This window comes from Pseudoalteromonas sp. HM-SA03 (assembly GCF_002289345.1).
Classification (GTDB): domain Bacteria; phylum Pseudomonadota; class Gammaproteobacteria; order Enterobacterales; family Alteromonadaceae; genus Pseudoalteromonas.
On record NZ_NSDG01000066.1, the window covers coordinates 1 to 18,510 of the forward strand.

At 43.9% G+C, this 18,510-nt stretch carries 18 protein-coding genes and 1 pseudogene; 5 read left to right on the plus strand and 14 right to left on the minus strand.

Annotation, left to right across the window (positions count from 1 at the left end):
- Positions 1 to 169: 169 nt before the first annotated feature.
- The 10 genes and pseudogenes from CKO50_RS24010 to CKO50_RS13935 form a co-directional block, all read right to left on the minus strand.
- On the minus strand, positions 170 to 310 hold the full coding sequence (locus CKO50_RS24010; RefSeq protein WP_176474668.1) for a hypothetical protein: 141 nt from the start codon (positions 308 to 310) through the stop codon (positions 170 to 172).
- A gap of 62 nt (positions 311 to 372) precedes the next feature.
- Positions 373 to 1,251, minus strand: coding sequence for a protease modulator HflC (hflC, locus tag CKO50_RS13895; protein WP_039494419.1), 879 nt, complete (start codon positions 1,249 to 1,251; stop codon positions 373 to 375).
- A 5-nt stretch (positions 1,252 to 1,256) separates the two neighbouring features.
- Entirely contained in the window at positions 1,257 to 2,432 is a 1,176-nt protein-coding gene (gene hflK / locus CKO50_RS13900; protein ID WP_017217033.1) for an FtsH protease activity modulator HflK, read from the minus strand.
- Between the two features lie 92 nt (positions 2,433 to 2,524).
- Positions 2,525 to 3,814 carry a ribosome rescue GTPase HflX gene (hflX, locus tag CKO50_RS13905; RefSeq protein ID WP_010605651.1) on the minus strand — a complete coding sequence of 430 codons (1,290 nt, stop codon included), beginning with the start codon at positions 3,812 to 3,814 and terminating at the stop codon, positions 2,525 to 2,527.
- A 24-nt stretch (positions 3,815 to 3,838) separates the two neighbouring features.
- Positions 3,839 to 4,102, minus strand: a complete 264-nt coding sequence (gene hfq / locus CKO50_RS13910; RefSeq protein ID WP_010377383.1) for an RNA chaperone Hfq — start codon at positions 4,100 to 4,102, stop codon at positions 3,839 to 3,841.
- A gap of 76 nt (positions 4,103 to 4,178) precedes the next feature.
- Complete coding sequence (gene miaA / locus CKO50_RS13915; RefSeq protein WP_217989654.1) at positions 4,179 to 5,069, minus strand: tRNA (adenosine(37)-N6)-dimethylallyltransferase MiaA; 891 nt, start codon at positions 5,067 to 5,069, stop codon at positions 4,179 to 4,181.
- A 106-nt stretch (positions 5,070 to 5,175) separates the two neighbouring features.
- A complete protein-coding gene (gene mutL, locus CKO50_RS13920) occupies positions 5,176 to 7,041 on the minus strand; it encodes a DNA mismatch repair endonuclease MutL (RefSeq protein WP_255229830.1) in 1,866 nt (621 codons plus the stop codon).
- Positions 7,042 to 7,044: 3 nt separating this feature from the next.
- A pseudogene (locus CKO50_RS13925) lies at positions 7,045 to 8,386 on the minus strand (N-acetylmuramoyl-L-alanine amidase).
- Positions 8,379 to 8,837: a tRNA (adenosine(37)-N6)-threonylcarbamoyltransferase complex ATPase subunit type 1 TsaE gene (gene tsaE, locus CKO50_RS13930; RefSeq protein ID WP_209319077.1), complete on the minus strand. Its 459-nt coding sequence runs from the start codon at positions 8,835 to 8,837 to the stop codon at positions 8,379 to 8,381. The pseudogene CKO50_RS13925 and the gene tsaE overlap by 8 nt, the downstream one beginning before the upstream one ends.
- Before the next feature lie 11 nt (positions 8,838 to 8,848).
- The gene (locus tag CKO50_RS13935; protein ID WP_095728651.1) at positions 8,849 to 10,333 is read right to left on the minus strand and encodes an NAD(P)H-hydrate dehydratase; all 1,485 of its coding nucleotides are present in this window, start codon (positions 10,331 to 10,333) and stop codon (positions 8,849 to 8,851) included.
- An 11-nt stretch (positions 10,334 to 10,344) separates the two neighbouring features.
- Here CKO50_RS13935 and queG point away from each other — a divergent pair, with 11 nt between their 5' ends.
- Positions 10,345 to 11,478 (plus strand): tRNA epoxyqueuosine(34) reductase QueG, encoded by a 1,134-nt coding sequence (queG, locus tag CKO50_RS13940; protein ID WP_095728652.1) that lies wholly within the window; start codon positions 10,345 to 10,347, stop codon positions 11,476 to 11,478.
- Positions 11,479 to 11,553: 75 nt separating this feature from the next.
- Here queG and CKO50_RS13945 read toward each other — a convergent pair whose 3' ends face one another.
- From CKO50_RS13945 to CKO50_RS13955, 3 genes are all read right to left on the minus strand, one after another.
- A complete protein-coding gene (locus CKO50_RS13945) occupies positions 11,554 to 12,687 on the minus strand; it encodes a PleD family two-component system response regulator (protein WP_095728653.1) in 1,134 nt (377 codons plus the stop codon).
- 161 nt (positions 12,688 to 12,848) lie between these two features.
- The gene (locus tag CKO50_RS13950) at positions 12,849 to 14,816 is read right to left on the minus strand and encodes an ATP-binding protein (protein WP_095728654.1); all 1,968 of its coding nucleotides are present in this window, start codon (positions 14,814 to 14,816) and stop codon (positions 12,849 to 12,851) included.
- Between the two features lie 152 nt (positions 14,817 to 14,968).
- On the minus strand, positions 14,969 to 15,457 hold the full coding sequence (locus CKO50_RS13955; protein ID WP_095728655.1) for a GNAT family N-acetyltransferase: 489 nt from the start codon (positions 15,455 to 15,457) through the stop codon (positions 14,969 to 14,971).
- Between the two features lie 67 nt (positions 15,458 to 15,524).
- On the opposite strand from CKO50_RS13955, the gene CKO50_RS13960 reads away from it, so the two are divergent.
- The 4 genes from CKO50_RS13960 to CKO50_RS13975 all read left to right on the plus strand — a co-directional run bounded on the left by CKO50_RS13960 (position 15,525) and on the right by CKO50_RS13975 (position 17,469).
- A complete protein-coding gene (locus tag CKO50_RS13960; RefSeq protein WP_026000907.1) occupies positions 15,525 to 16,076 on the plus strand; it encodes a glutathione peroxidase in 552 nt (183 codons plus the stop codon).
- A 64-nt stretch (positions 16,077 to 16,140) separates the two neighbouring features.
- On the plus strand, positions 16,141 to 16,422 hold the full coding sequence (locus CKO50_RS13965; protein WP_010377362.1) for a peptidylprolyl isomerase: 282 nt from the start codon (positions 16,141 to 16,143) through the stop codon (positions 16,420 to 16,422).
- Between the two features lie 100 nt (positions 16,423 to 16,522).
- Positions 16,523 to 17,101 (plus strand): glutathione S-transferase family protein, encoded by a 579-nt coding sequence (locus CKO50_RS13970; RefSeq protein WP_095728656.1) that lies wholly within the window; start codon positions 16,523 to 16,525, stop codon positions 17,099 to 17,101.
- Between the two features lie 11 nt (positions 17,102 to 17,112).
- Complete coding sequence (locus CKO50_RS13975; protein WP_176474670.1) at positions 17,113 to 17,469, plus strand: DUF2750 domain-containing protein; 357 nt, start codon at positions 17,113 to 17,115, stop codon at positions 17,467 to 17,469.
- 43 nt (positions 17,470 to 17,512) lie between these two features.
- On the opposite strand, the gene CKO50_RS13980 is transcribed toward CKO50_RS13975, so the two are convergent.
- Complete coding sequence (locus CKO50_RS13980) at positions 17,513 to 17,899, minus strand: VOC family protein (RefSeq protein ID WP_095728658.1); 387 nt, start codon at positions 17,897 to 17,899, stop codon at positions 17,513 to 17,515.
- Positions 17,900 to 18,510: the final 611 nt, after the last annotated feature.

The window sequence follows — 18,510 nt, forward strand, 5'->3', positions numbered from 1 at the left end:
CGATGTGTTTCTTCGCGACATAAAGTCGCTGCTACGGTGTATTGTTTCGCGTCATAAAGCCCGCTGCTACGATGTGTTTCTTCGCGACATAAAGTCGCTGCTACGATGTGTTTCTTCGCGTCATAAAGTCCGCTGCTACGATGTGTTTCTTCGCGACATAAAGTCGCTGCTACGATGTGTTTCTTCGCGACATAAAGTCGCTGCTACGATGTGTTTCTTCGCGACATAAAGTCGCTGCTACGGTGTGTTTTTTCGCGGCATGAAAGATCGCGGCTAATCGTGGGGTTTCATCGTCTAACGTTGTGACCATATCGCGCCAATAAAAAACCCCGCTGGCTGGCGGGGTTTTACAATCATCTCAAAAGCATCATCTTATTGTGCTTTTGCATCCTTCATATAATCAAAGAACTTACTGTCCGGTGATAACACCATAACGTCATTCTTATCTTTAAAGGTATTTTTATATGCTTCAAGCGAACGAACGAACCCGAAAAACTCAGGATCTTTATTATATGCTTTAGCGTAAATGTTTGCCGCCGTTGCATCACCCTGACCGCGAACCGCGCGAGCATTACGCTCAGCATCTGCAAGCATGACTGTCACTCGACGATCAACGTCAGCACGGATGGTCTCCGCCTTCTCTTGACCTTCTGAACGGTGCTCTTTCGCCACAGCCTGACGCTCCGCACGCATACGTTGGTAGATTGAGCTGCTTACTTCGTTAGGCAAGTTAATCTGCTTAACACGGACATCCAGCACTTCAATCCCAAGCTCACTCGCACTTTCCGACGCTTGAACTAGCGCTTCTTCCATTAGCTCGCTACGTTCACCCGATACTATCTCTTTGATAGTACGCGAACCAAAGTTTGTTCTTAGACCGTTGTTAACCTTTTGCTTAAGTAGCGTTTCCGCATATTGTTTATCACCACGCGCACGTAGGTAATAAGCACTAAAATCATTCACGCGCCACTTCACGTAAGAATCCACGATTAGATCTTTCTTCTCGCTCGTTACGAAACGATCAGGTTGACCATCTAAGGTTTGGATACGTGCGTCTAATTTACGTACTTGGCTAAAGAAAGGCACTTTCAGATGAAGGCCTGGTTCATACACCAACGCATCGCCATTCGCGTCTTTTTGTACCTTACTAAATAGCAGTACAATTGCTCTTTGACCTTCGTTTACTACAAAGATACCAGAAAACGACATGATCACGGCAGTGACTAATAGAAGTAGACTAAAATTCTTCATATTGATTATCTCCCGTTACCAAATCTGTCGCGATTAAATCTATCGCCGCCTGAATTGACAGAACTATTTTGCTGTTGAGTACCTTCAATCGTTCTACGAAGCTGCTCAATATCGCTCTGATTTGGTAAACGTACTGGTGACGAAGCGTTGTTATGAGATTGCATAATCTTATCAAGTGGTAGATATAGCATGTTATTACCACCTTCAACATCAACCAAGACCTTTGAGCTACGGCCCAAAATCTGCTCCATTGCATCAATATATAAACGTTTACGCGTTACTTCTTTTGCCGCTTGATACTCTGGCAGTAACTTCTCAAAACGCTCTACTTCACCTCGAGATTCAAGGATAATACGCTCGCGATAAGCTTCTGCTTCTTGCGTCATACGAGTCACTTGACCACGCGCACGCGGTTCAATTTCCCTTGCATAAGCTTCTGCTTCACGAATGAAACGCTCTTCATCTTCTTGTGCAGCAATCGCATCATCAAATGCGTCTTTTACTTCTGCTGGCGGACGAGAATCTTTAAAGTTAACGTCAGTAACAATTAAACCAAGGTTGTATGGTTCGATAATACTGTTTAGCTCTTCCCAAGTGCGCTGACGAACCACTTCACGACCAGTAGTTAACACTTGGTCCATGCGAGAATGGCCTACAACGTAACGCAGAGCACTGTCTAGCGCTTGTTGTAAGCTGTGGTCAGCATCGGTCACACTGAAACGATAAAGCGTTGGATCTACAACACGATATTGCACTTCAAACTCAACGCTCACGACATTTTCGTCTTCCGTAAGCATAAAGCCTGAAGCCGACAATGAACGCACTGCTTCAATATCTACAGGAATAACACGTTCGATGAACGTGGCTTTCCAACGCAGACCTGGCTCAGCAATACGGTCAAACTTACCAAACTGTAGAACGATGCCACGCTCAGCTTCTTTTACCGTGTAGATTCCGCTTAATGCCCATACGATGGCTGCGATAATAAGTATAAAGACGAAACCAGCACCGCCTAATCCGCCATTACCACCTTTCCCCGGCTTACCGCCGAAAATACCGCCGAATTTATTACCAAATTTACGGAATACTTCATCTAGATCAGGTGGGCCTTGATCCCGCCCCCCGCGGTTTTTCCACGGATCGTTATCATTGCCATTATTACCCGGTTCGTTCCAGGCCATAGCTATACTCCATTGTTATTTAAATGAATTAGGTTAAATCTAACAAAATTCGAGCGACTCTCATATAAAAATACGCTCGAAATTGACGATTTTTAACTACCAACGACCAAATCATTGAGATTTCGCCCGAATTCCTTATTGAGCTTTTCCCATTCGATTTTTGGCATTCTTACCGAAACAAGCCAGTTGCCTTGCTCGTCGTAGCCTTTTTCATCCACGGCATTGAGCTCAAATAGCGCACCTCGTAAACGCCCAAGCGCGGGAGGTACGGCAAGCTCAGCTGTGAAAACGGTTTTTGCCAACAACTCTTTAACGGCGTCGAATAACAACGAAATCCCTTCTCCAGAGTGGGCACTTAACCACACTCTGATCGGTTTTCCTTCATCGTCCCTATCTATTCTAGGCGCAACTTCGTCCATTAGATCAATTTTGTTGTAGACTAAAAGTTGAGGAATGTCATTGGCTTCAATTTCCTCTAGAACCAATTGTACCTGTTCTATATTTTCTTTTCTTCTCGGATCTGCAACATCAATGACATGAAGCTGTAAATCTGCCTCACGAGTCTCTGTTAAAGTCGCCTTAAATGCTGCTACCAAGTCATGAGGTAAATGACGAATAAAACCTACTGTATCTGCTAAGATAACGGGGCCAACATCATCGATTTCTATCTTTCTTAGCGTAGGATCAAGCGTTGCGAACAATTGATCCGCAGCATATACATCTGCATCCGTAATTTTGTTAAACAGCGTCGATTTACCCGCATTGGTATAGCCTACCAGAGAAACAGTTGGGATCTCGTTACGACTACGCGCTCGACGCCCTTGCTCACGCACAACGGCTACCTTGTCTAATCGTTTACGAATACTCTTAATTCGCTCTCTTAGTAACCGTCTATCGGTTTCTAATTGGGTTTCACCAGGACCACGTAAGCCGATCCCCCCTTTTTGCCTTTCTAAGTGCGTCCATCCTCGAATTAAGCGCGTAGAGATATGCCTTAGCTGAGCAAGCTCAACCTGCAATTTACCTTCGTGGGTACGGGCTCTTTGCGCGAAAATATCTAAGATCAGCGTTGTCCTATCTAACACTCGGCACTTACAAACGCGTTCTAAATTGCGCTCTTGTGAGGGACTGAGTTGGTGGTTAAATATGATGACATCTGCGTTGTGGATGTTGACAATCTCGGCAATTTCTTCAGCTTTACCCGTTCCGACAAACAACTTTGCATGTGGTGCTTGACGGCTGCCTTGCACAACCGCCACACTACTAACACCAGCAGAAGAAACTAGCATTTCCAATTCACGTAGATCTTCGCGATCTCCTTCGTGAGGAAATTCTATATGAACCAAGACTGCCTGTTCGCCGGCTTCATAACGGTCAAACAAGCATTAAGCTCCTACTAATAAGAATTAATAATTACCTTCTTCACCTTGGTCGCCCGCTTCACTTCCGGTTGCATTTTGGAAGTTAACCGCACGAGCTGGAACCACAGTGGAGATGGCGTGTTTGTAAACCATTTGGTTTACTGTGTTTTCAAGCAAAATCACAAATTGGTCAAATGACTGGATCTTGCCCTGTAATTTAATGCCATTCACTAAAAAAATTGAGACAGGAATGCGCTCACGACGCAAGACATTCAAAAATGGGTCTTGTAAAGATTGGCCTTTTGCCATTTTCTTATCCTTCGTTTTAGGTGTTATTATGTCAGGTCGTTGATTTAATCAGAACACGCTGATTTAACAACTACTATTAGCTTAGCGAAGTTAGAACACGTTGCAAGTTTTCTTGACTATCGGTGTCAAGCCAAGTCACATCTTGCCACCCCCTCAGCCAAGTTAATTGCCGCTTCGCCAGTTGTCTGGTCGCTGCGACGCCTTTGAAAACCATTTCGTTATAATCGCACTCGCCAGCTAAATACTCCCACATTTGCCGATATCCGACACAGCGAATAGAAGGCAAATCAGGGTGTAAATCTTTACGTTGATATAAGGCCAAAACTTCATTTTTAAAGCCTTCATCCAACATTATTTTAAATCTTTTCTCTATACGTTCATGTAAGACTTTTCGGTCACTTGGCGCAATCGCAAATTGATGAAACTGATACGGCAACGCATCCTGTTTGCTTTGCTGCAATTGAGTCATCGTTTTACCACTAATGCGATAAACTTCCAAAGCGCGATTTATACGTTGCGAGTCGTTTTCGCTGATTTTAGCCGCAGCTTCTGGGTCAATCTCTTTTAACTGTTGATGCAGCACAGGCCAACCCTTTAGCTCAGCCTCTTGCTCCAATCCAGCTCTGATTTCAGCATCAGCCTCAGGTAATGGCGACAGGCCTTCAATCAAGCCCTTAAAGTACATCATCGTGCCACCCACTAAAATTGGCACTTTGCCACGCTGATGGAAATCATCAATTAATTTAATAGCATCAGCACGAAACTCAGCAACCGAATAGCTTTGTGCTGGATCAATAATATCAATTAGGTGATGTGGTGCCTGTACTTGCTCTTGTGCGCTCGGCTTTGCCGTACCGATATTCATCCCTTTGTACACTAACGCCGAGTCTACACTGATGATTTCGGTATTTAACGCTTGGCATAACTCTATGGCCAATGCGGTTTTGCCCGCTGCTGTCGGCCCCATTAGGGTAATGACAGGTAACTTGTTCACATCTAACCTACTAATAAACTGCACTAATCTCGTATTATAGCTGATAGTACATGGTAATTAATACCTACTTAGGCACGAATTACTGCGAACTTAAAAAACTGACCAACTTCTGGGCGTCTATTGTAACCGCACTTTTATGAATACGAGCCAAACATGAGGCTTTTGAAAGTAATCTTTCTTTAACTAAATCAAAATGCTGGCTATCGAAATAGCTACTAGGTGTTGAGGCTTCCAGCCACTGTAACCAATCTTGGAGTTCAGCATCTGAGTTTGGTTCCATCATCTGCTTAGAAATTTCACCAACATCTATGCTGTAGAGCGACACTGGTAATTTTTTAACTAAAATATGGCCATCAAAAACTTCTATCGCAAACCCTAAAATTGCCAGCCAGGTTTCACGCTGCTGCAATGCTTCCAGCGCGGCTTTATCTAGCTTGATGCGCACGGGTAACAACAACGCTTTGCCTTGCAATGTGCCATCTTGCTCAATTTGCATTTGCCAATATGGCATCAACCCCTGCCTACAATCACCAAACAACAACTGATTGTCTTGCTCAAGCATGACTTTGCCTTGCGGCAACAACATCCAGCTAGATTTACTGGCAGATACAGGGACGCTACTCACTTCAGTTGACGGTAATGCACTTTCTTCAATTTGGTCGAAATGCTGCATTTGTTGATGTGATAGCCCTTGATAGAGCTGGTTCACATTCACCTGCTTTTTGCCACCACCTGTTGCACCGCCATAATTACTTCGACCGCTACCTGAGGCTGATCTTGATGCTTCAGAGCGCTCGCCAAAGGCACTTGGAGCCGAATCGGCCTGCGCTTGTGTTTCTGGCTGTAAGGTTGAACGATAACTTTGATGATAGGTTTCATCTACCTGTTCTTGAGACGTAAATAATGGCGATGTGGTATCAGGTGCTCGAGTCTCCGTCTCGATTGTACAAGGTAGATCAATTTGTTCCGTCGCGACCTGCTTTATTGCTTGTACAATAAAGTCGTGAACCAAGCGCGCCTGATGAAAGCGAACTTCGTGTTTCGCGGGGTGGACATTAACGTCAACTTGCCTCGGGTCTAATTCAAGATATATGACAAAACCGGGAAGCTCTTCATGCCCGGTTGATTCATCAAACGCTTGGCGAATAGCATGCAAGATGAGCTTATCTCGCATCATACGACCATTTACATAGGTATATTGTGTGCCGTTGTTCACCCCCGCAGGTAACACCCAACCGAATAATCTTAGTCCCTCATGACCTGAGTCGATAAAGCTTGCTTGCTGTAAGAATGCTTTACCACCAACTTGCGCAACTCGCTCACCCCCTTTTTCAATAGTGCGAGGGCGATATTGGCGAACCACCTTTTGGTTATGTGTGAGCGTGATGGCAACATCAAAACGACTCAATGCAATGCGCTTAACCAGCTCATCGATATGGCTAAACTCGGTTTTTTCGGTGCGTAAAAACTTCCTGCGTGCAGGCGTGTTGAAAAACAGATCTTTGACTTCAATCGTGGTGCCGTCTGGGTGCGCGGTAGGTTGAACCTGCACAGCCATATCTCGCCCTTCAGCGAAAGCCTGCCAAGCAGTTTCTTGCGCTTGCGGCTTAGAGCTCAGAGTCAGTCGCGATACTGAACTGATGGATGCCAGCGCCTCACCTCGAAAACCAAGCGAAGCAATACACTCCAGATCATCCAAACTTTTAAGCTTACTTGTCGCGTGGCGAGACAGCGCCAACATCAGCTCGTCTTTAACAATGCCGATACCGTTGTCACGGATCCTAATAAGCTTGTGTCCTCCGCGCTCAATATCTATTTGAATACGCGTCGCACCAGCATCAATACTGTTTTCCACCAGCTCTTTCACGACGGATGCTGGACGCTCCACCACCTCACCGGCAGCGATTTGGTTGGCCAACCGAGCTGGAAGTATTTCTATCGTCATCATTTACGCTTTTGGAATAGTTAAGACTTGCCCAATAAACAAGGTATTGTTTTTCAGGTTATTTGCTTTTTTCAATTCACTGACCGTAATGCCGTAACGGCTAGCCAGCACACTCAATGATTCGCCACTTTTTACTTTATNTCACCGGCTTGTTGGATTGCATACGCGCAAAGAGCGAATTATCCGGTGGATTTTTCTCATAATAGCCTTTTATCGAACTAAAAATAGCCCGAGCTAAACGCTCTTGATAATGCGGAGACATTAATAGTTTTTCTTCTTGAGGGTTTGAAATAAAGCCAGTTTCCACCAGGATAGAAGGTATATCTGGTGATTTTAATACCCCAAAGTTTGCGGCTTGCGGTCTGCTCTTGTGCATTTTTGCCACTTTTTTCAGTTCTTTGACGACTTCTTCTGCGACCTGAAACCCAGTTTTCATCGAGTGTTCCATCGACATATCAAGTAGCGCTTTGGCCAAATACTTTTCGTTGGCCGTATCTTTAATTAAATCAGCTGCACCGCCTAATAACTGTGAATGTTTTTCTTTGTCTTCTAGCCACTTACCTATTTCAGAATTTGCTCTGCGCAGTGATAGCACCCAGACCGACGCACCACGTGGTTGAGGGCTGGTGAAGGCATCTGCGTGAATAGACACAAAGAAATCGGCTTTTCTTTCGCGCGCTCTTGCGGTTCTCGTATTCAACTTGAGGTAATAATCGCCAGTACGGATAAGCTTTGCGCTCATCCCCGGCTGGCTATCGACTAAGCGCGCTAAACGCTTCGCAATTTGGATGGTTACGAGCTTTTCATAAGTACCTGAAGGTCCAATAGAACCGGGATCTTCACCACCATGACCAGCATCGATGGCGATGACTATATCTCTATCTTGCGCGAGTGTTTTTCGTGGTGTGGCAGTTTTTGTATCGTCATAAGCGCTCATCTGCTTACCATACAAATCAACGACTAAGCGGTTTTTATACGGACCGGTTGGTGCTAACGCAAAGATTTTTGGCGTAGCGCTGCGACTTAGCTCCACAACAATCCGTGCAGAATTGCTGTTTTTCGGTTTGCTGTGGCGCACCTTGTTTACAACTCGATGTTCGTCAGGAACACTCGGAAAGTCTTTTTGTTGCTTGGTGTTTTCAAGATCGATCACCAAGCGCAGCGGATTTTTCAGCACAAAATAGCTGTAATCCGGCTTATCACTCATATCAAAAACAATACGAGTGCTCTCAGGAGAGGGCCAAACACGCACACTTTCGATGGCGTTTTGGGCAATGCTGTGCATGCTCGTTAAGAGCATGCAGATAAAAATGAAAATATAACTAATAGTCGGCTGATTACGCATAATCTTGTAATTGTTTTAATAGTGCCTCGCCGCGGCTAGACTTGGCCTCAAGTGTAATTTGACGGCCATCACCAGCATACTGCATTGTGACGTCTATATCTGGGTTTGGAATAAAGCCTTCGCCTTTTTCAGGCCACTCAACAACACAGATAGCATTACTTGCAAAGTAATCCCGGATCCCCATGTATTCGAGCTCTTCAGGCGAACCTAATCGATATAAATCAAAATGATATATTGAGACATCATCCAGTTCATAAGGTTCAACTAAGGTATAAGTTGGACTTTTTACCTTACCTGAATGACCAAGGCTTTGCACGATCCCGCGAGTGAGCGTGGTTTTACCTGCGCCTAAATCACCGTGTAAAAATAGTACCGCACCTTGACGAATAACATTGGCAATTTTATTACCCATGGCAACTGTTGCTGGCTCATCAGCCAAATCGAATTTCATATGACCTGTCGTCACCCTAAAATACCTCGAATATGTTCGAATAAATCCCCGGCCAACATACCTTTTTCGCCATCATGGGCGGCCTGCTCGGCAGCTAAACCATGAATATACACGGCTAGGTTTGTTGCAGCAAATGCTTCCATCCCTTGGGCAATTAAACCGCCTATGATACCAGATAAAACATCGCCCATCCCAGCACTCGCCATTCCTGCACAGCCTGAACGATTAATATTTATCCGCTCACCTTCAGATATCAAACTGCCCGGCCCTTTAAGTACCGTAACGGCGCTATATTCATGGCTAATTTTTTTAGCCACCGCGAAACGGTCATGTTCATTTAGCGGTGTCTCTAAGTGACTCAATAACCGCCGAGCTTCACCAAGGTGAGGCGTTAACACCCAGTTTGATTTTTGCCCCGGTGAATGCGCTAAACAATTAAGTCCATCAGCATCTACAACCATCGGCAATTCAGCAGCCATCGCACACTTAAAAAGTGCTTTGGCCCAAGCGTCTTGACCAAGCCCGGGACCAAGCACTATCACACTGGCTTTTTTTATCAGTGGCGATAACTCATTCGCACTCTCAACACCGTGTACCATTAACTCAAAGCGTCCCTGTAAAACGCTCGCGATATTATCGTGATGAGTAGCGACCGATACAAGACCAGCCCCTGCACGCAGAGCGGCTTCTGCCGCCAATCGAATTGCCCCAGCCATGCCACAATTACCACCAATAAGTAACACATGACCATGTACATTTTTGTAGCTATCTAGTGCTCGCTGTGGCCTTGCTGCCATTAACGCTTCATGATTTAAGTAATTAGATATTGGCGTTACTAGGGTTTTGAACGCTTCACCAACATCCAAGTCGGCTAACAATAACATCCCCACAAAACGCTTTGCCGAGCCGCTAAGTAAACCTTGTTTTAACGCGATAAAGGTAACGGTTTCGGTAGCTAAAAACGTACTAGGTGCAACTTTTCCTGTTGTCGCATTTATGCCGCTCGGTACATCAAGTGCCAATCTAGTAACCGGCAGTTTATTTATTTTGTCAAAACAAAGACAAACATGTTCAGGCAGTTCACCTCTAAAACCTGTGCCGAACACGCCATCAACGACAACTGAAAACTGACTTAACTCTACCTCGTTCAGCGAAAAAACCAATGCGCCTTGATATTGAGAAAATGCCTGTTGCGCATCGCCCGTTAAGCTTTCGGGTGCAAATAACGCGAGTACAGTGACAGAAAATCCGGCCTGCTGACATAATTGAGCGACGACAAAACCGTCTCCCGCGTTATTGCCTTTACCTGTGATAATTAAGATATGGTTAGATTTAGGCTGGCTGTTTTCAATAAAGCGAAATGCAGCAGTCCCAGCTCGTTGCATTAAGGTACTTAGATCTGTGCCTGATAACTTTGCAGCTTTTGCTTCATATTGCTGCACTTGTTGGGCTGAGTAAGCAAATTGTGGTAAATTGTCCGTGTATTCATTAGCCATTATTTCTTCCCGTGACGACCGATAATATCAATTATAGTGAACTTGCAGCACAAATTAAGCAATGGGGCCAAGAACTTGGCTTTGCAGAAGTCGGTATAACCGACATAGATTTACGCGAGCATGAAGCGCAACTTCAACGCTGGTTAGACGCAGGCTATCATGGTGAAATGGCGTATATGGCGGCACATGGAATGAAGCGTGCCCGCCCCGCAGAACTGGTTCCTGGCACTCAGCGTATTATTTCGGTGAAAATGAACTACCTGCCACCAGATGCCAGCTTTGCCAGAGCGCTCGGTAACAAAACCACCGCCTATATCTCCCGTTATGCATTAGGTCGAGACTATCATAAAGTGATGCGCAACAAGCTAAAGCAACTCGGGCAAAAGATTGAGCAAGAAGTCGGGGCGTTAGGGTTTCGCCCTTTTGTCGACTCAGCCCCAGTGCTGGAGCGACAAATTGCAGAAAAAGCTGGGCTTGGCTGGCGTGGAAAAAACAGTCTAGTGATTAATAAGCAAGCGGGCTCTTGGTTTTTCTTGGGTGAGCTGTTTGTTGATATTCCTCTTCCTATTGATAAACCAAACCAAGAAGAAGGTTGCGGCCGTTGTACCGCCTGCCTAACTTTATGCCCCACCGGCGCTATAGTGGAACCTTATGTCGTCGATGCAAGACGTTGTATTTCGTATCTCACCATAGAGCTTCAAGGCGCTATTCCAGAGGAATTTAGGGCAAAAATGGGCAACCGGATATACGGTTGTGATGATTGCCAGTTAGTTTGTCCATGGAATCGCTATGGCCAAATAACGGAAGAAGCCGACTTTTTGCCGCGAACTCAACTTAAAGATCAGCAATTATTGAGCTTATTTGCTTGGGATGAAGCAACTTTTTTGAAAAACACCGAAGGTAGCCCCATTCGCCGGATTGGACATGAACGTTGGCTACGAAACTTAGCCGTTGGCCTTGGCAATGCGCAATACGATGACGCTATCGTTATAGCTCTTGAGGAAAAGCGTCAAAACGCGACTCCCCTTGTTACCGAGCATATCGACTGGGCGTTGGAGCAACAAAGACAAAAGTCAGACCAACATGAACGCAAAAAAGCAAGGCTGATCCGCATTATAGAAAAGGGCTTGCCACGAGACGCTTAGCGGATTTGTTACGAGATGTTTTAAAGGATTGTCGCGCTAAAGCGCGACCTACCGCGGTATTGGAAATTAGGGCTGCTATTCTGAACGTCGAGAGAGTAGTTTTAAGTCTTCTTCAATATCATGAAAAGCGGTTTTCACTTCTCGCACACTTTCTTCCCGTGCGACTGAGCTTTGAATCGCTTTATCGACGTTTTGATAGATAAACATTTCCTGATCTTCGTCTAAGCCCATTGTCGGAATGCGCTCTTCGAATAGCTCTTGTAATGAGCGAAACACTTTTTCGTTTTCTTGACGGTTTTTATCAAGCAGCGACACCATGCTGTTGAACTTACCTTGCACCATTTTTATCGCTTCTTCCAAATCTTCGTGTTGCTGTACCAGCTTGCGTTTAGTGGAAATGGCAATTAACTGTTGCTCCGTTACACTGGCAATAAAACAAATATGATCCCGCAATCTACCGTGTTTGTCTGGGTCATCTCCCGGCATATTGAGGATCAAAATGCTCAAAAATGGATAGTTAACCAATATACGATTAGTAAATTCATGTAATCGTCCTTTGGTGTGTAAGATTTCAAATAATTCAATGACGATAGGTGAGCAAATCCCCGTAGTCGCAAAGTGATGCTTTTGTCCCTCAAGTCGAACCTCAACATTACAATTAAGCCCCAGTCCCTTTAAACACTGACATAAAGCTTCCGCCAGCCGTGGAATTGTTTCTATCTCACCTATTTGTTCGATGTAGGTAACGATTTGCCCCATTTCACTGCTATTAGCCATGGCACTAAACGCTGTGGTGGTTGCATCTTCAATTTGCTGGGCCAGAATATCTTTTTCTAGTAGCATTTGGTTCAAGTGCGTGAGCTTAGCCTTTAACTCACCTTGGCCAAACGGCTTAACAATATAATCTTCAGCACCAACCGAGTAGCCTTCCATTCGCTCTTCAACAGAACCTCTTGCCGACACAAACATAACGATAATATGCTGTGTGTTTGGGTTGGCTTTAATCGCCTTACATACCTCATACCCGCTCATTTTTGGCATGCTTACATCAAGCAAAATAACTTGAGGATCAAAGTCTTCTACTACAGCTAGACATTCATGACCGCTTTCAACGGTTTTTAACTCAAAGTCTAAGTCTTCTAAAATTTCTTCAATGATTTCTAGATTAAATGGTTCGTCGTCAACAGCTAAGATTCTGCGTAAAGCCATAAATGGATGTCCTTCCTTCGTTGGTTCACAATGGGAAAGGTACTGCGGGGAAAATACGGTAACTTAAGATCTATGCTTCAACAGCTCCCAACCACATTGTATTTGTACAATCTCTATTATTATTTATAGACGCTTACTCAACGCCTTTCCAATCACCACAATTACACCGCATTACTCTCGAGATGCTCTGTTAAAGGCAGGCTTACATTTATACATGCACCGCCCTCGGGATTATTCTCGGCGTAAACCTGCCCTTTATGCAGTAAAATAAATTCCTTACAAATAGCAAGACCTAAACCCGTGCCGCCAGCACCACTGTCTGTTTTACTGCTTTGCACAAACTTGGCAAAAATCTGCTCCAATTCGTCATCCGGAATACCGACCCCTTGATCAGCAATCTTGATATGAATATCTTGTTCTTTGCAGCTTAACAGTACACTTACCTCACTGCCTTCAGGGCTAAACTTGAGCGCATTGCCCAATAAGTTTCTGATCACTTGATTCATTTGCTCCGGATCGCAAAAGGTCATCACGCCTTGAGCTGGCTTTTCAAAACGGATTTTTATTTGTTTCTCAAGCGCAGTCCCAGATACATCTTCAATTCCGCTTTGGATCACATTAACCAGATTGTGAAAGCTTGGATTAAATGGAAAGCGACCTGCGTCTAACTTTGATAAATCAAGCAGATTATTAAGCAGTACCAATAGACGTTCACCACTGGTTTCAATACGAGATAAATACTTTTTTAGCTTGTCCGTCGGTGCTTCAGGAGCCGTTAGCTTATCTAAACCAAAACGTGCAAAACTTAATATAGAGTGCATTGGTGTGCGCAATTCATGGGACATATTGGCTAAAAATTCAGATTTTGATAGATTAGCAGCTTCCGCCGCTTCTTTGGCTTTTTGTAACTGTGCCGTTCGAGCTTGTACTTCAAACTCTAGCAACTCTTTGGTTTCTTCTAGCACTTCTTGTTGCTCTTTAAGCTTTGAAACATTTTTAAAAATGACCGCAAATGCCATATCGCCGTGATGATCGATTTCATTAAACGTTCCCATCAAAGGAATGCTGCGCTCGCCCGCTTTTGGCAAACTCAGCTCACAGTTGAAGTGCTTTAACATACCTATATGCTTCATTAAATCGCGCAATTGCGATACCGATATTTCATCAAAGAGCTCAAAAATCGATAACGGCTGTAATTCTTCTTGTGTAAGTTCAAACAACTCACAACACGCATCATTTGCTTCAAGGATATGGCCCTGACGATTGAACAACATAATCGGATCCGGGGTATGCTTGTAAATCACTCGCAACAGACTATCGCGTTCAATCAAAGCGTCTACCGTATCTTGTAGGCGCTCAACTAACTCTTGATTATGACGCCTCAATAACTCCGTTTGCCATAATTTATGTAGGCTTTGTAACAAATCGCTCTCATCAAACGGCTTGATAAGAATATCCTCAACCCCTTGGCGTACAGCTTCTAACATATCCACTTGATTAACCCGGGAAGTCATTAATAAACAGCGGCAGTTATGATGCACTTGACGTACTTTATTAAACACATCTAAGCCAGTATCTTTCTCTAGATTAAAGTCACAAATAAGGAGATCAACAGAGTGTCGCTCGGCAACTTGCATCGCTTCATTAAGTGTTGTGGCGGTTGTGACAGCCAATTGTGCACCACGCAGACCATTGGCCAAGGCTTCAAGACGAGGAGTGTGATGGTCGACCAGCAACACTTTAGGCAGTACTAAGGTGTTAGTAGAGCCAATCTCCAATAAGCGCTCAAGTAAGCCAGTAATATCTTTATTGGCAAAGAAGGGGTAGATAACAATACCATTTGGTAAGGCACGGTTAATTTCGCTAAACGACTTCAAGTGCTCAGCATTATCAGGTTTAGGTGCCAATAAAACTAACTTATCATGATCCCTCAGTTGATATAACGCTTGGAGCTTACTGGCAGGCACCCCATGAGCAATAACAACAACATCAAATTTATCAAAATCGAGATTTGCTTCCAGACTCCGGTAATGTACATGCTCTACCTCACCACCGAGTAACTCAAATAATACCTTTACTCGCATCGCTTGCACACTGCTGCTGTCAATAATCAGCACTCGATTCATCATAACCAGATCCTTTACCGATAATTCTGGGATCTAGTTTAGTAGAAGAATCACTAGACGCTAAAAAATAGCACTATTTTGATATGCTTGGCACCGCAGCCAAACTCACGCAGCGAAACAAAAATTCAAACAGCAAAGACCAACGGCGTATAAAATTATGCCAGAGACTTGCCCAAAATCGTCAAGCTATAGTGATTACCATCCATGACCGCGACATTGGGTAACTCTCCCCACTTTTTATAACCGTGTTTTTCAAACAAGCGGATACTGGGGTGATTATGAGAAAAGATAAAGCCAAGTAACGTTGTGATATACAGGGTTGGCGCTTGCTGCTCAGCAAAATTCATGAGTTTACTACCTAACCCTTGGCCTTGTGCCGCTTTTGCAAGATAAATACTCACCTCAGCCGTACCATCGTAGGCAGGACGACCATAAAAGCTGCTAAAGCTTATCCATGCAACCACCTCATCCTCCTGCTCTACTACATAAATTGGGCGATTTTGCGTATGTGCGGCGAACCAACTTTGCTTTTGTGCTACGCTTACGGGCTCCGTATCCGCGGTGACTTGGCGGCTCGGTATCGTTTCGTTGTAGATGGCTACAATGGCACAAAGGTCATGCTGTTTGGCGAGTCTAATATTCATGAAAGCTGATCAGGGTAACGAATATTTTCGTATCATAAGAGATAACATAAATAAAAGGAAAGCACTGATGATAAAAAGTCTTTCGATTCTGAGCTTAGCGCTTGGTTTCCTAATCTCGAGTAACGCGTATGCAAAGACATCCAGCTGTGATGATTTTACCAATGTTGAGCTGCGAAAACTGCGTTCTGACGACTCACTTAACCTGTGTGAATTTAAAGACAAGCCACTCCTCATCGTAAACACAGCCAGTAACTGTGGGTTTACTGGTCAGTTTGAAGGCCTAGAGCAACTACATCAAAAATATCAAGATAAAGGCCTGGTTGTACTTGGGTTTCCCTCTGATGACTTTTTCCAAGAAGAAGACGACGAAAAAGAAACTGCAAAAGTATGTTTTATTAACTATGGCGTAACCTTCAATATGTTTGCTACTTCGGAAGTTAGGGGCTCTGATGCCAACCCCATTTTCCAACATTTGAATGAAGTAACAAGTTCTCCAAACTGGAATTTTTACAAATATTTAGTGTCAGCTGATCGGAAGACAATTAAGCGTTTTAACAGCCGCACTAAACCAATGTCTGACGAGCTCACAAGTGAAATTGAAAAACTCTTGCCTAGATAAGCTGATTTTTTAACGTACCTAGATTAGAATAAAGTATGAATAATAAATAATCATCGGAGAAATTATGGCAATCGCTAGTGCAAGACACATCCTAGTAGATAGTGAAGCGCAATGCATGGAGCTCAAAGAACGCATTGCAGCAGGGGAAGATTTCGCAGAAATCGCAAAGCAGTACTCCAATTGTCCGTCGGGCCAAGATGGTGGTGCGCTAGGTGAGTTCGGACCAGGCATGATGGTGCCTGAATTCGATAAAGTGGTTTTTTCAGCCCCAATCAATCAAGTACAAGGGCCAGTGCAAACGCAGTTTGGTTTTCACTTGCTTGAGGTAACCAGTCGTAGCGATTAATTCGCTTGCGAAAAGTTAATCACTTCGCCATCATTCCTTAATACCAACTCGCTACATTTACTGAATGAGCGAAAAGATACTTAGTTGAAGGAATGATGGCATGAAACTTATCGGTTCGAACACCAGTCCATACGCCCGTCGAATTAGAATGTGGGCCGCGGCTAAACAGCTCCCAATGAGCTACCAGCATATAGATATATTTTCCGAAGCAGGCCATGACGAACTTATTTGCCATAACCCTGCCCGTAAGATCCCATTTTTAATAGACGATGCACAACTTATTTGTGATTCCAATCTGATTGTTCGCTATCTCCGTGAAAAACATCAACTTCCATTTCCCAGTTGGGATCAAGAAAATTGGCTGATCCTTATCAATGCCTGTAATGATTCTTTGGTGGAACTGTTACTTAGTAAGCGTTCTGGTTTTGATATTGAGCAAGATAAACTATTTTTTAATCTACAACGGGAGCGAATTGGCCATACTCTGCACTGTCTCAATGAAGAGTGTGTGACAGAAGAGTTTTTACACTGTGATTATCTCCAAATCAGTTTATACTGCCTTATTGATTGGGTTCTATTTAGAGAGCTCGTCGACCTGAGCGATTACATCAACCTAATGGCATTTCATGGCCGTTGGCAAAGCCAAGCAATCGCCCAGCAAACTGATCCACGAAATTGAGAACACCTATGATGAATGAAGAAGAAATTGGCTCAGAAGTCAGTGAGTTTATTGAGCAAATAAAAAATACTGAAAGCGTTTGGGCACTTGGCTCTGATGACGGCGGTATGGTTGTGGTTGACTCAAACCAGTTTGACGAGACTGATGTGTTATTGCTGTGGGATTGTGAAGAAAAAGCGCAAGCTCAATGTCGCGACGAGTGGAGTGAGTTCTCGCCGATGAGTATTGATGTTGAAAGTTTTCTTGACGAATGGGTACTCGACCTAAAAGAAGATGATGCTCTCGTTGGTCTAAACTGGAATGATGATAACGTCTGTGTTGAAATCGAGCCCGTTGGTCTTGCGAGACTACTTGTCGATCTCGAATAAAGGCACACCGCCCCAAGGTGGCACTCACCCCTTGTAAGTGCCGCTATTCTTCCGGCTTTGACACCAAAGCAACTAAAGTCCCTTCAATAGCTCTTACATAGGCTTGCGTCACTCTGCCTTTTTGGTTTGGTGGGCTTAATGGCTCAGCCCCAGCGACAACCGCTTTATCATAGCATTCAGGGACATTTTCACAGCTGATGGTAATTTCAAACCCAAGTGCAGGCTGTTTAGGATGGCAACGAATATAGTCTTGCCTAAACTGTGATTGGGCTAATGGGTGACTGGCAAAGGCGAGTTTCACTTCACCTGTGTCTAACTCACCATAATCCCCTTCATCGGTCATATCAAAAGTGCTCAAGCCAAATGCTTGATAGTAAAAATCCAGCACTTCCTCAACACTTTCTACATAAATCACCGTTTTAGCAAACACCTAAGCCTCACTATCAATAAAACCTAATGTAACTTAACCTGAGTTTTGGGTAAGAAATGAGCTAACTCTTTATTTTTCAAGCTTGTCTAAACCATATACTTGTCTAGCCAGAGAGTTTTAGGGATGACTCCGCTCTCGCGTCCTGCTACCGCCCTGGTACCTACATCCTGTAGGCAAGGCGGATTTACGCACCAATAGCTGGCTATTGGAAGTAAATTCAACAAAGTTAGCGCTGAAACTAGCTGCTAGAAAGGCATTAATTATCCGAAGCTCAGGTTATATATAACTTAAGCACAAATGTTGAGCAAGGTAAAACAAAGCGAGAAAGTTCTGGGTTAAAGTTATACCAATTGTATTAAGTAAATGAGCTATTTTGAAGCGGGGAAATAGCTTTAGTAGCAAGGTAAAAATTTTGCTATTTAGTTGTTCTAAATGAGAAATTTTTAACGAAGCTAATATGATATTTCACTCTTCAAATTGATTGGAGAATTAATTCAATTGGTATTAAATATAGTCGGATGTGGAAAAGGAGTTGATTGGATAGATATGGAACTTATGTTTAGCTCGACACGCTAACCAAATGGTGTCGAGCTAAAATTCTCGCAAAAAGC